Origin of the sequence: Streptomyces sp. NPDC127068, from assembly GCF_042724695.1 — a bacterium.
Taxonomy (GTDB): domain Bacteria; phylum Actinomycetota; class Actinomycetes; order Streptomycetales; family Streptomycetaceae; genus Streptomyces.
Genome location: NZ_JBHXEN010000021.1, coordinates 80,212 through 94,205 on the forward strand (window position 1 = coordinate 80,212; position 13,994 = coordinate 94,205).

The window sequence follows — 13,994 nt, forward strand, 5'->3', positions numbered from 1 at the left end:
CGGTCACGTTCGCCCCGCACGCCGCTCGCCCGCGACGGCCCACCCGGTCCCCCCGGACCCCGGTCACGGCTCGGCGACGTCGACCGAGCCGCCCCCGGACCCACGACAGGACGACCACAGAAACGGAGCACGTACGCATGCATGACCGCTACCGCGTCGTCACGGGGCCACCGCTGTCCCCGCCGGGCGCGTCAGCCGACACCCTCGGGGGCCTGGCCACCGCGCTCAACGCCGTGGAACACCCGGACGCCGCCCTGAACGACCTGACGGTCGGCATGGTGGAGCTCGCCTTCAACTCCCTGCCGCCCAGGAACCGGCAGCAGCTGCTCGGCAGTCTGGGCATCCGGATGGCAGCGCCCCGACGGGCGGGCGGCGCCCTGTGCCGGGACGTCCTCACCAGACTCCGGCGCGAGTCCCGGCAACAGCACATGTGCACCTGCGGAGTCAGGGAACTCACCAGCACCGTGCGCAGCCAGGTGGGCAGGTTCGTCTTCGCGCGGGACGACGAGACGGTCACCGACCCCGTGTCCCGGTGGGGCGCGACTCTGGTCCGAGCCGCCGTCTTCGCCTGGTGCAACGCCTCCGTCGCCGGCGCGTACGTCCTCGCCTGGGCCGCGGACCAGGACTGGTTCGCCGCGAGGGCCGACGAAGAGGAGCGCGCACGGCTCGCCGCCGTCGGTGGCGCGGCGCGGCACGTCTTGGCGGAGCACCCGGACTTCGACCCCGACGCACCGCAGGAGCAGCAGCGACCACGCGCCGGCCACGTCCCGCACCAGCGCGCCGCGGTGTCCGACGGGCCGACCCCGGACGCACCCCCGTCGAAGGCCACCGCCCCGGACCCCGTCCTCGCGAACGAGCCGCCCACGGCGACGCCCGAAGACGCCCGGGGACGGACGACGGACCCGGAGGAAGCCTGTCGACAGCTGGAATCGGCCCTCGCGGACGCGCGGCGGTCCGCCGCGCGGGTGACCGAAGCGGTCGCGGACGGCCGCCCCCCGCAGGACGCGGACCTGACGGCGCTGACCGCGCTGGGCGAGGTCTTCGACGGTGTCGAAGCGGTGCTCCGTGCGGCAGGCGTCGAGGCGGTGCCCCGTCGCCTGGACGACCTGGCCGGCGCCGCACGCGCGTACCGGATGGCACATGACCGTGACCGCCGGGCGCGGGGGACGCTGCGGCAACTGCTGGACGTCGCCTGCCGTCCGGACAGCGCGGCGGCCCTCGGCGCGGAGGCCGTGCGCGGTGCGGCCGGCCGTCTGCTGGACACCACGGTGTGGGGACGGACGCAACGCGAGGAGAGCGCCGCGCTCGCCGCCCTGGCGCGTCTCATCCGGCTGGGACGGCAGTCGGACGCCGCGACGGAGATCCTCGCGCTTCAGGAGCAGGTCGTCCGGGTGCTGCCCGGATGCGCCATGGCGGCGGTCATGGCAGCGGAACTGGCCCTGCCGCCGGAGCGGGACACCCCCCTCGGAGTCGAGCCCGACCGACCCGACCGGCCGGAGCCGGCGGCGGCCACCGCGCCCGCGGTCGGTACGGCGACCGGCGGACCCGGCACCGTGCGGCCCACCAGCCCCGGCGAGCAGGGCGAGACCGCCGAACCCACCGCCCGGGAGGACGTGCCCGACGCGGCTCCGGAGTCGGCATCCGCCGCACCCGCCCGGCCGGCACCCTCGGCGCCACGCCGAACGGAGACCGCACCGGCCGACCCCGGCCCGGTGCCACCCCTGGACGTGGACCCCGCTTCCCCGGCAGCGGCCCCCGCGCTCACGACCGCCGCCGGCGCACCGGAGGCCGAGGACACACCGCCCCGGGAGCCGGCGACGGCCGTGCCCGAGCGCCGGGACTCCGGCGAGGCCGCGGTGGAACGGGATCTGGCGCAACTCGTCCTGGAACGGCGCTTCGGGCTGGCCCACCACCTGGCGCGCGCCGCCGGGCACCCCCAGCCGCAGGTGGCCGCGTTCCGGCTGGCGGGTGCCGCCGCGCTGCTCACCTCGGGGGACAGCCAGGGCGCCCGGCTGACCGCGGAACTGCTCCAACGGGACGGCGGGCACCTGGGCCGTGACGGCGAGGGCAGCGCACTCGTCCTCCTGCCCGCGCTGCTGCGCACCGCGTTGATCACCGGCGACCACGTGGCGGGCGCGCAGCTCAAGGCGTTGGTCCCCCGGCTGCCGGACCGTCTGGGGGAGGTGGCGACCGCGGTCGCCGACCGTGCCCTCAGCGGTGCCCTGATGACCGCCTCCCCCCTGGTCGTCATCGCCGACGTCTCCGAAACCGAGGCCTGGCTGGGGGAGTTGCGTGAGCAGTGCCGCATCCTGCTGGCGCCGCAGCGGCTCCGGTTCGCCCGGGCGACCGACATCGCCAAGCACTGGCTGGCCCCCGACGACGGGATGCTCGGATCGCTCCTCACCACGGTGGTCCGGGACGACCGGGACGCAGTGCCACGGGTGCGGGAGCAGGCCGAACGCCTGTCGAAACTGACCGAGGTCAACAACGAGATCGACCGCATGGACCGCAAGCACCGTTCGTCCAGCGGCAAACCGCTCCAGGGCTCCGGACGGCAGGACCTGGTGCAGCTCGTCGAACGGGCGGTCGGACTGACCCGGGAATGGTGCTTGGCGGTCAACGGCATCCGGCGCGGTGACCGGTCCCAGGGCGATCGGGCGGTCAAGGAGATCTCCTCCCTGCGCCGCTCCCTGTTGGACAGCAAGGAGGCGGTGTTGGGGGAACTGGAGCAGCCGTCGCGCCGCTGGGGCAGCATCGCCGCCGCGACGGCCTGGGCGGCCCGCACCTCCATGGAGGAGCTGTTCGCGCTGTTGGGCGGCGACACCGCGTCCATGCGCCCCGACGCCTCGGTCTCCCCTGAACTCCTGCTGGACGTGGAGCTGTTGAAGGTGTGCGACACCCGCGAGGAACGACCGTCGCTCGACCGGCTCCGCACGGCGGTCACCCGGAGCTGGGACGAAGCCCTCGCCGAACGGCTCGCCCGGGACGCCTTCACCGCGGCCCGCACCCTCGTCGACCTGGCCGGCCGCCGGATGCTGCCCCTCCCCCCGGCCGCCGGGTTCACCCCTCCCACCGTGGCCGAGATCGCCGACCGGGAGACGCGCCGACGCGGGGAGCTGCGGCAGGCGCACGACGAGCTCGTCGCCGAGCTGCACCGCGCGCAGGCCGACGGCGCCGTCACCGAGGACCAGGACCTGTGCCTCCAGGAGCTGTTGGCCGACGCCCGCATCCGACTCGACGACACCGAGACGCACGACCTGATGGACGTGCGTCGGGCGCTCGACACCGTCACCGGCGACCTGCCGACCTTCCGGCAGCAGGCGGCCGACCGGATCCGCGCCCGGCTCGACGCCGCGGACCCCACCACGGAGGAACGGGCCCAGGTCCTACGGCACCTGGACACCGGTGGCCTGGCCACCGCCGCCGACCTCGTGTACTTCCTGGAGATCGGCGAACCCGTCCCGGAGATCGAGACCGGCGAGTCCCATCTGATCGAGTTCTTCCCGGTGGTGCCGGACAGCCTGCGCAAGGGCATCGACCGTGAGTTCGTGGACCTCGTCCGGACCGGCGGCAAGCACCCCACGGTCCCCGTCCTGGACTACGGGGCCCTCTCCACCGACGAGGCGGCACTGGCGGCCGACGCGCTCGACGATTGGCGGGAACTGGGCGCCACCGAGCGCAAGGACCGGCTCGAAGTGTCCGCGCGCCGACAACTGCTACCGGCCCTCAAGCTCCTCGGCTACGACGCCAAGAGCGCCAGGCCGCTCGACGAGCGGTCACCGCACCGGCGCGAGTACCGCCTCTTCGAAGTGACCGAGGTGGAGATCAACGGCCGCGCGAAGGCCCCCGCGTTCGGTTCGCAGATCAGGGAGCAGGGCGGCACCCTGCGCGTCCTGATGGTCTGGGGCCGCCCGCCCGCCAAGGTCGTCATGAGCCTGGCGGAACGCGACACCAGCGGAGCGAGTCTGCTGGTCGTCTACTTCGGCACGCTGAGCCGGGCGGCCCGCGTCGAACTCGCCGTCGGCTCGCCCCGGTTGCAGCCGCTGCTGGTCGTGGACGACGCCGCCCTCGCCTATCTCGCTGCCCGGGGGAACCGTCAGGTCAGCACCGCCACCCAGACGCTCCTGCCGTTCTCCGGCATCAACCCGTACATCAGGGAGAAGCGCGGTCGCATCGGCGGCGAGATGTTCTACGGCCGCGACGCCGAACGCAAGAGCATCCTCGACCCGCGCGGCACCCAGGTCATCTTCGGCGGCCGGGGACTGGGCAAGTCGGCACTGCTCAGTGACGCCGGCGAACGGTTCGCGGAGCAACGCCCCGGCTACCACCAGGCCGTGTACGTGAACCTCGACCAGGAGAACATCGGCAAGGGCAGTTCGCTCGGGCCGCAGGCGCTGTGGAGCGTACTGGACCGGGAACTGGTCGCCGCGCAGGTGCTGGGTCGGCCGCAGGGCCGCCGCTCGCGCCAGGACACCTCGGAACGCGTACGGGCCGCCATCCGGTCCTGGCTCGACGGGGACTCCCGGCGCCGGCTGCTGATCCTGCTCGACGAGTGCGACCAGTTCTTCGAGGCGGACGCCCCGCGCTTCGACCAGACCAAGAAGCTCAAGGGCCTCGGCTCCGACACCAAGGACCGCGCGAAGGTCGTCTTCGCCGGCCTGCACTCCGTACAGCGCTTCTCCAAGCTCGCCAGCAACGGGCCGTTCGGCCACCTCGCGCAGACCCCGAAGGTGATCGGCCCGCTCGCGCCCCAGTTCGCCGCGGAACTCCTGGTGGAACCCATGCGGGCGCTCGGCTTCGAATTCCACGACATGGACCTCGTCAACCGGGTGCTCGGCTACTGCTCCTACCAGCCGTTCCTGCTCCAGATGTTCGGTCACCGGCTGGTCGAGCTGATGCACCGCAAGCGGGCGCGGCGCGGCGCCGAAGGGCCCCCGTACCCGGTCGACGTCGCCGACATCGAGGTCGTGGAGTCGGACACCGGCCTTAGGGACGGCATCTCGGCGGCCTTCAAGGACACGCTCAGCCTGGACCACCGCTACGACGTGATCGCCAACGTGCTCGCGTACCAAGCCCGCCACCACGGGCTGGAGATGCGGCTGAGCGACGCCGAACTGCGCGAGGAGTGCGAGACGTTCTGGCGCAAGGGCTTCGAACAGCTCGACACCGAGGGCTTCCGCGCCTATCTCTCGGAGATGGTGGGCCTCGGCATCCTCGCTCCCAACCACGACGGCCAGGGCTGGCACCTGCGCGGCCCCAACGCCCTGCGCATGATCGGCACCTCCCACGAGGTGGACGCCCGTCTGTTGCGGGCCGAGCAGGACTGCGAACTCCAGGAGAGCATCGTCCAGGAGGGCCGGCCCGAGCTGCCGGACGGCCGGCCGGCTCCGCTCACCATCACCCAACTGGACGATCTGCTCGGTGAGCGCTCCCACCAGACGAGGGTCGTCCTCGGCACGCCCGCCACCGGTGTCACCGACGTCGGCGACACCCTGCGCACGGTCGCCGGGCGCATCGCCGACTGGAAGCTGCCACCGGTCGGCAAGCCCAGCGTCTACAAGCAGGAGCTCACCGGCGGGCTCCCGCGGGAACGGCGCGTCGTCATCAGCGACTTCGCCCGCTACCCGGCCCGGCCGGAGACCTGCCGGGAGGCCGTCGACCTGGCCGAGACCCTGTTGCCCACCACGCCGGGGGTGACCAGGGCGGTCGTCATCGTCACCGCCCACGACCAGCTGGCCCTGTGGCACACCCTGCTGACGGGCGCCGAACCGACCGCCGCCGCACCCGTGGTGTTGCGCCGGCACGACCGTCGCGGCCTGCGCGGTTGGGCCCAGCGCATCGAGATGTTCCACACCGAGGACCGCCTCGACCGTCTGCACGAGTTGACCAGCGGCTGGCCCGTCCTGGTCGACCGCGCGTACCGCCTCCACGGTGAACTCGGCGATCCCGAAGAGGTGTTGCGACGACTGGCCGGCCTGCGTACGGACCGCGTCGGGGCCCGCGAATTCGCCGAGAAGACCGGGGTGTACGCGAGCCCCCTGCTCACCACGGGGTACCGGGTCCTCGACGACGAGTTCCAGGACGGCCCCTTCGACCTGGAGAGCGCGGTGACCGCCGTGGCGGTCCAGATCGAGGACGAGGACGAGGCCCAGTGGATCGTCAACTGCCTCGACGCGCTCCAGGTGTTCGACCGGGATGACACCCAGTTGCGACTGGAGCCGCTGTTGCGCCAGTGCATGGCGGCCCACCGGTAGCCGACGGGCACCGCCGGACCGACGGGGCCCGCCAGGGGCCGTCGGTCCGGCGGCCCGTCGTGGCCGCGCCCGAGCCCGGGGGGCAGACGTACGCATGCGGCATTTCCGGTACTTGGGGCCTTCGCGGCATAGCGCTGCTCCCGTTTCCGGCCATGTTCGGATCATGGCCCCGCCGCATGACGGGCCGCCGTCGCCGGGAAGATCTTCGTGTAGGTGGCACGTTCACGGTGGAATCTGCGGTTCCGAAACCCCCGGACCCTGACCCGCAGTAAGAACCACTCCGGTTGCACCCACGTGGCCTGCGAAAAGTGTCCGTATGGCAGCCAACCGAAAGGGTCCCCCTTCTGCGGCGATCACTCCCCGTGTTGGCATGGTCGCGGCGGCCCGCAAACAGCCTGGGGGGCCGCCTCAGCCATGCTTATGGGGGTCCATTCGTCATGTCCAGACTCACCCGTCGTCAGGTCATCCGAGCCGTAGGAGGTGCAGCCGCGGGCACCGCAGTGCTCGCCGGCGTCGCCACCGCGACCGCCGGCAGCGCACCGGCCGAGGCCGCCGCACCCGGCGGCACCGGCGAACTCGCACCGTTCGACGAGGTCTTCCAGGGCCGCCGCATCCAAGGGCTGCCCGATGCGAAGGCCCGCGCCCACGCCCACGCAGGACACGGCCCCGGCTACCGCGTCCTGGTCGACGGCCGCGAACTCCAGGTCATGCAGCACGGGAAGAGCGGCTGGAGCAGCACGATCAACCACTACGAGAGGTTCGCGACCCCGCACGACGCCGCACGCACCGCGGTCATCTCACTGAAGGGCGCCGCCATCGTCCCCTTCGACCCCACCGCCTGAGACGGGAGCAACCGCCATGACCGTACGCAAGAACCAGGCGAACCTCACGTCCGCCGAGAAGCAGGCGTTCGTCGACGCCGTGCTGGCCCTCAAAGCCAGCGGCGTGTACGACCAGTTCGTCGCCGCGCACCGCCTCCGCTTCGCCCTGGACATGAACACCGGGATATACGTGGGCCACTTCGGCCCGTCGTTCCTGCCTTGGCACCGCAAGTACCTCATCGACTTCGAGAACGAGCTCCAGAAGGTCAACCCGCAGGTGTCGATCCCCTACTGGGACTGGACCGTCGACAACACCGCCGGCTCCTCCCTCTGGGCTCCGAACTTCCTCGGCGGCACCGGACGCCCCCTGGACGACCAGGTCATGGACGGGCCCTTCGCCTACTCGGCCGGGCAGTGGCCGATCACCATCCAGGCGGACAGCCGTCCCTTCCTCGCCCGCAACCTCGGCTACCGCGTACCGACCCTGCCGACGCGCGCCGAGGTCGACTCCGCCCTCGCCATCCCCACCTACGACTCCGCGCCCTGGCGGGACGGCTCGGCGGGCTTCCGCGCCACCCTCGAAGGCTCCGCGGGCTACATGAGCATGCACAACCGGGTGCACACCTGGGTGTGGGGGCAGATGGAGTCCAGCGTCTCCCCGAACGACCCGGTGTTCTGGCTGCACCACGCGTTCGTGGACAAGCTCTGGGTCGAGTGGCACGCGCTCCACCCCAGCAGCGCCGAGTACCTCCCCACCGGGGGCACGACCGATGTGATCGACCTCAACGAGACCATGCCGCCCTGGACCAACGCGACCCCCCAGAGCGTGCTGGACCACACCCAGTTCTACGTCTACGTGTAGGAGCGGGCCCGGGCCCACGGCCCCTCCGCTTCCGTAGCAACAACGGCAGGGTGACCGAGCCGTACGACCCGGCCGTCACCCTGCCGCCGCGGTACCGCACCACCGCAGGGGAACGTACGGAACGCCCCGCCCGGCCTCGGCGGGGCGTTCTGGTGGGGCGTTCCTGCGGCGGGGCGGAGACCGCCGGCCCTCCGCACGCGTCGTGCGCGCCCCTGAGAGGCTGGGGCCATGCACCGCACGCCGACACACGTCCTGGTGGTCGAAGACGATCCGACCGTCGCTGAGGTCGTCGTCAGCTATCTCGAACAGGCCGGACACACGGTCGCCCACGCCCCCGACGGCTTCGTCGCCCTGCGCTCCGCCGCACTGCGCCGCCCCGACCTGGTCGTGCTCGACCTGATGCTGCCGGGCATCGACGGCCTGGAGGTCTGCCGTGCCCTGCTCCGCACCGGACCCGTGCCCGTCATCATGCTGACCGCCCGCGGCGACGAGAGCGACCGGGTCCTCGGACTGGAGACCGGCGCGGACGACTACCTGACCAAGCCGTTCAGCCCGCGCGAACTCGTCCTGCGGGTCGCGTCGGTGCTGCGCCGGGCGAGCACCGTCGAGCAGCCCGGGCGCCTGGTGTCCCGGTTCGGCCTCACCCTGGACCCGGCCGGTCGCACGGTCACCAAGAACGGGCGGGAAGTCAGCCTCACCCTGAGGGAGTTCGACCTCCTCGCCTATCTGCTCCACCACCCCGACCGGGCGGTCACCCGCGAGACGCTGATGCGTGAGGTCTGGGGGTGGGAGTTCGGTGACTTCTCCACGGTGACGGTGCACATCCGGCGGCTGCGGAGCAAGATCGAGGACGACCCCGCCGCCCCCGCCCTGATCCACACGGTCTGGGGGATCGGCTACCGCTTCGCGGACGCCGCGCGGGGGAGCTACCCGGGGGTTCACGGTGATGTCTGATCTGGCGCTCATCGCGGTGTACGCCCTGCTCGGTGCGGTGTGCGCGGGACTGGCCGGGGTGGTGGCCCTGCATCTGCTGCGCCGTCGCTCGCTCATGGCCTCGCTGACCGTGGTGGCGGCGGTGGCGGTGCTCGCCATGCTCGCCGGCACCCTCTCGGTCTCCTGGGCGATGCTGCTGATGAACGCCCACGACCTCAAGGTGGTGACGGTGGTGGTCGCGATGGCGGCGCTCGCCTCCTTCGCCACCGCGGTCCTCCTGGGCCGCCGGGTGGCGGCCGGCAGTCGCGGCCTGGCGCTCGCCGCCCGCTCGTTCGGACACGACGGCAGCTTCGCCAGCCCCAAGACGCCCGCCACGGCCGAATTGGCGTCCTTCAGCCGGGAGCTGGAGGCGTCCGCGGCCAGACTCGCGGCGTCCAGGCAACGCGAACGCGCGCTGGACGCCTCCCGACGGGAACTCGTCGCCTGGATCTCGCACGACCTACGGACCCCGCTCGCCGGGCTCCGCGCCATGGCCGAGGCGCTGGAGGACGGGGTCGCCAGGGACCCGGAGCGCTACTTCCGACAGATCCGGGCCGAGGTCCAACGGCTGGACGGCATGGTCTCCGACCTCTTCGAACTGTCCCGCATCCACGCCGGAGCCCTGTCCCTCGACCCGGTGCGGACCTCCCTGCACGACCTCGTCGGGGACGCCCTCGCCGGCGCCGAAGCCCTCGCCGCCGAACACGGGGTCCGCCTGCTCAACGATCCCGTCGAGCCGGTGCCGGTGGAGGTCGACGCGGGAGAGATGACACGAGTCCTGGCGAACCTGCTGGTCAACGCCATCCACCACACACCGGCGGGGGGCGCCGTCGCGGTCTGCGCGACGAGCGGCGACCGCTGGGCCACCCTCGCGGTCACCGACAGCTGCGGAGGCATCCACGAGGACGACCTGCCCCGCGTCTTCGACCCCGGCTGGCGCGGCAACGAGGCCCGCACCCCACCGGGGGGCGCCGGGCTGGGCCTCGCCATCGTGCGCGGCATCGTCGAGGCCCACTCCGGCCGGGTACGGGTCAACAACGTGCCGGGGGGATGCCGCTTCGAGCTGACCCTTCCCGTCGCACCGCTCTAGGCGTACTCCGACAGCCCGGACCCCGGCCGGAGCGCGTGCTCCGCCCGGGGCCACCGGCGCGACGGCCGCTACGGGGCGCCGTGTCCGAACTGCGGGGGCCGCTTCTCCAGGAAGGCACGCATCCCCTCCTTCTGGTCGGCGCCGGCGAACAACGAGTGGAAGACCCGCCGCTCGTACCGCAAGCCGTCGCCCAGTCCCGACTCCAGCGCCTGACCGACCGCCTCCCGGGCCGCGAGGGCCGCCGGCCGGCTGCGGGAGGCGATCACCTGCGCCAACTCGGCTGCTTCGGAATCCAGTTCACCGGCGGGGACGAGTCGTGCGATCAGTCCGGACCGCTCCGCCTCCGCCGCGTCCATCGTCCTCCCGGTGAGGATCAGGTCCATCGCCTTGGCCTTGCCGATCAGCCGGGTCAGCCGCTGGGTCCCGCCGATGCCCGGGATCACTCCGAGCGTGATCTCCGGCTGGCCGAAGACCGCGGTGGTGTCGGCGATGACCGTGTCGCACATCATGGCGAGCTCACAGCCGCCGCCCAGGGCGAAGCCGGCCACCGCCGCCACCTTCGGCGTGCGCAAGGCCGCGAACAGTTCCCAACGGGCGAACCAGTCCGCCGCGAACATCTCCGGTGCGCTGCGCTCGGCCATCTCCCGGATGTCGGCGCCCGAGGCGAACACGCCGTGGGAACCGGTGATGACGAAGCAGCCCACCCCGGGGTCGGTGTCCAACGGGCCGAGCGTGTCGAGCAGTTCCTCCAACAGGGCGGTGTTGAGGGCGTTGCGCACCTCGGGCCGGTGCAAGCGGACGGTCACCACGCGGTCGTGGCGCTCCACCTTCAGATGGTCGGGCATGTCTCCTCCGGGAATTCGTGGGGGTGGGGAGCGGTGGGGTGGGCGTTGCGGGTCAGGAGTCCCAGATCGCGCCGTGCGCGGGTATGCCGCGCTGCTCCAGGGCGTGCACCACCGCGCGGGTGAGCCTCCGGTTGGAGATGCAGATCACCGCCTCCGCCCCGGATTCCTGCCAGACGGCGTGCGCGAGGGCCGCCATGTCGGGCTTGCCGTGCGTCGCGGTGTCCCACACCACGGCATCGGGCTGCGCCGCGAGGATCTCGTCCACCAGGGCGTCCCCGTAGGTCGCCCGGGGGCTGCGGGCGGCCCACACCAGCCGGGCGGGCACCTTCCCCGCCAACAGGTGCGGCAGACACGGTCCGATGCCGCTGCCGGTGGCGACGTACACGACCCGTCGGAACAGCGTCTCGATGTTGGCGACGCCCGCGGTGGCGATTCCCTTGACCCACACGGTGTCCGGCAGGTCGTCGATGAACTCCCCCGTCCAGTCGCCGGCGCGGGAGACCGTCAACCGGAATCCGCTGCGCCCGGGTGCGGGGACGTTCGCGAAGGAGTGCCACTCGGTGAGCGGCGAACGGCTGATCGCGGTCGAGGAGCCCGCGAACGGGGTCACCCCGTGGTCGAAGTGCGCCAACACCACGTGGGACGAGGGGCGTTCCAGCGCGACCGGGACCCGGCGCAGCCGCAGCCAGGGCAGGGCGATGCTGAAGGTCACGAGCGCCAGCAGCCAGGGGCCGGGCGAGGCGACGAGGGAGGTTCCGCGGTCGTGGGCGATCAGCAGGGTCTGGGCCCACAACAGGACGAGTGCGGCCCAGCCGCCGAAGCGGTGGACGCGCTCGAAGGCGTCGTGGAAGCGGGAGCGCACCGCCGGGAGCGCCGTGAGCGCGACGACGGTCAGCACGACCGCCGGCGCCCAGGAGACGAGGAGGGTGGCGAGGGGCGCCCCGTCATGGGTCAGGCGCACCGTCAGTGCCAGGAACCAGAGAGTTCCGGCGACGGCTCCGCCGATGTGCAGTCCCCCGAAGTGGTAGACCTTCGACAGGGCCCACCTGACGCTCAACGGCCAGGTCAGGGGCGCCGCCGTGGCGATCCTGAACAGCGCGTTGATCACGTACTGCTGGCGGATCAGCACCGCCAGGGCGAAGTTCACCAGCGCCGCGTGGGAGAGGGTGTCCACCGGTACCGGGCCGGGGGAGGCCACCACGTACCCGAGCACCCCCGCGTTGACCAGGAGCACGGACACGAGCAACCGGTGGTGGGGGATCAACCGCGGATGTCCCAGGACACGTCGGGTGAGCGAGCCCGGCGGCGGCAGCGGGGGCACCGTGAGCTGCTCTGCGGCGGGTGGGCTGGTGGGCGGTCGCGAGACGGTGCTCATGAGGCCACGTCCGATCGCTCGGCCCGCAGGCGCTCGGCCCGCAGGCGTTGGGCGAGCTCCACCAGCGCGGCCTTGTCGATCTTCCCCCGGCTGGTCTGCGGCAGGAGGTCCAGCGCGTGCACGTCCTCGGGGACGTAGTAGTACGGCAGGGCCTCGGCCACCGCGCGGCGCGCAGCGGCCGGCCCGACGTTCCCCGGGGAGACGAAGGAGACCAGGGTGCTGCCGTCGAGCCGCACGGTGGCGGCCCTGACGCAGCCGGGCAGCGATTCCAGGACGGCCGACACCGCGTCGAGTTCGACGCGGAAGCCCCGGATCTTCACCTGGTCGTCGGTGCGGCCGAGGTGTTCCAGTTCGCCTTCGGGGGTCCAACGGCACAGGTCCCGGGTGCGGAACATCAGCTGCCCCGCTCCGGCGAAGGGGTCGGGCCGGTAGCGCTCGTGGGTCAGCCCGGGGTTGTTGAGGTATCCCGCGGTCACTCCCGCGCCCCCCGCCCACATCTCGCCCACCTCGCCGATGGGCAGCGGCCGGCCGTGGTCGTCGAGGACGTACACGGTGCTGTTCGGGACGGGGCGGCCGATCGTCAGTCGTTCGGCCGACGGGGAGTGCCGCTGCACGGTGTTGACGATCGTGGTCTCGGTGGGGCCGCAGCCGTTGTGGAAGGCGCAGACGGCCGCCCACCGGTCGGCGAGTGCGCGGGGGCACGGCTCCCCGGCCACCGCCACCGTCCGCACCCGGATGCAGTCCGCGGGGTCCAGCCCCGACAGGATGGTCGGCGTCGCGATGATCACCTCCGCCTCGCGGACCGCCTCGGTGAAGTCCTTGCCGCGCAGCACGAGGGTCGCACCGTGACTCAGCGCGCCCAGGATCTCCCAGGCCGCCATGTCGAAGGCGATGTTGAGGAGTTGACTCACCCGCATGCCCGGTTCGATGCCCAGCCGACCGGGCGTGGTGTGCAGCAGGTTGCACACGTTGCGGTGCGTGACGGCCACCCCGTTGGGCTGCCCGGTGGTGCCGGAGGTGAACAGGACGTAGCAGAGGTCCGCACCGCCCGGGTCGGGCTCGGGGCGGGGCGGGGTTTCCTCCAGCAGGGGCAGGGGCTCCTCCATCAACAGGTCGACGGCGACCGTGCCGGTGCCGGGCGTCACGGGCACCCGGTCCTCGTACGGGGAGAGCGTGAGCACGGTGCGCGCCCCGGAGGTCCGCAGCACGTGCCGGAGTTGGGCCCGGGGGGTGATGCCGATGTCCTGGGGGACGTAGGCGGCACCCGCCTTCAACGTGCCCAGCAGCGCGACGAGCATCGGCAGGGAACGCCGGACGAAGACCGCCACCCGGTCACCGGTGCGCACGCCCCGATCGGCCAGCACCCGGGCCAACCGCGCGGCCTGACGGTCCAGTTCGCCGTAGGTGATGCTCCGACCGTCGTGCGTGGCCGCGACCGCCATCGGTCGGGTCCTGGCCTGGTCCTCGAAGGCCCGGTGCACCAGCTCGTACGGCACCGTGCGACTCGGCCCCTGCCCGAACGTACGGAACAGCATCCGGTCCTCGGCCGTCAGCCCGTCCAGCAGGGCACTGCTCCACCCGGACGGCCCGGGGAGTGCACGTTCCACGATTCTCTCCACCATCAGCCACCTACCTCCTCATGCGCATCGGCAACTCGGGAGGCTCAGTGAACAAGCCGTCACGAGCGCAGGGCGAGGGAAACGGCCGTACCGTCAGGCTCTCGTAAGAACCTGACCGCCCGTCCGCCGGCGCTCCGCACCCGGCTCCCCAACTGC

Annotated in this window: 8 protein-coding genes; 5 read left to right on the forward strand and 3 right to left on the reverse strand. The window is 72.4% G+C overall.

The window, feature by feature from the left end; all coding sequences use genetic code 11:
• The first annotated feature begins 137 nt into the window (after window positions 1–137).
• From ACFWIA_RS15680 to ACFWIA_RS15700, 5 genes are all read left to right on the forward strand, one after another.
• On the forward strand, window positions 138–6,254 hold the full coding sequence (locus ACFWIA_RS15680; RefSeq protein WP_387004634.1) for a hypothetical protein: 6,117 nt from the start codon (window positions 138–140) through the stop codon (window positions 6,252–6,254).
• Window positions 6,255–6,691: 437 nt separating this feature from the next.
• On the forward strand, window positions 6,692–7,096 hold the full coding sequence (locus ACFWIA_RS15685; protein ID WP_387004637.1) for a tyrosinase cofactor: 405 nt from the start codon (window positions 6,692–6,694) through the stop codon (window positions 7,094–7,096).
• A 16-nt stretch (window positions 7,097–7,112) separates the two neighbouring features.
• Window positions 7,113–7,937, forward strand: coding sequence for a tyrosinase family protein (locus ACFWIA_RS15690; RefSeq protein ID WP_387004640.1), 825 nt, complete (start codon window positions 7,113–7,115; stop codon window positions 7,935–7,937).
• A 228-nt stretch (window positions 7,938–8,165) separates the two neighbouring features.
• A complete protein-coding gene (locus tag ACFWIA_RS15695; RefSeq protein WP_387004643.1) occupies window positions 8,166–8,891 on the forward strand; it encodes a response regulator transcription factor in 726 nt (241 codons plus the stop codon).
• Window positions 8,884–9,999, forward strand: coding sequence for a sensor histidine kinase (locus ACFWIA_RS15700; protein WP_387004646.1), 1,116 nt, complete (start codon window positions 8,884–8,886; stop codon window positions 9,997–9,999). The genes ACFWIA_RS15695 and ACFWIA_RS15700 overlap by 8 nt, the downstream gene beginning before the upstream one ends.
• Before the next feature lie 68 nt (window positions 10,000–10,067).
• Here the strand turns inward: ACFWIA_RS15700 and ACFWIA_RS15705 are convergent, their stop codons facing one another.
• Genes ACFWIA_RS15705 through ACFWIA_RS15715 form a run of 3 tightly spaced genes read right to left on the reverse strand, consistent with a single transcriptional unit; the run spans window position 10,068 to window position 13,754 of the window.
• A complete protein-coding gene (locus tag ACFWIA_RS15705) occupies window positions 10,068–10,844 on the reverse strand; it encodes an enoyl-CoA hydratase-related protein (RefSeq protein WP_387004649.1) in 777 nt (258 codons plus the stop codon).
• Between the two features lie 52 nt (window positions 10,845–10,896).
• Complete coding sequence (locus ACFWIA_RS15710; RefSeq protein WP_387004652.1) at window positions 10,897–12,219, reverse strand: hypothetical protein; 1,323 nt, start codon at window positions 12,217–12,219, stop codon at window positions 10,897–10,899.
• The gene (locus ACFWIA_RS15715; protein ID WP_387004734.1) at window positions 12,216–13,754 is read right to left on the reverse strand and encodes an amino acid adenylation domain-containing protein; all 1,539 of its coding nucleotides are present in this window, start codon (window positions 13,752–13,754) and stop codon (window positions 12,216–12,218) included. Before ACFWIA_RS15715 ends, ACFWIA_RS15710 begins: the two co-directional genes overlap by 4 nt.
• Window positions 13,755–13,994 lie beyond the last annotated feature (240 nt).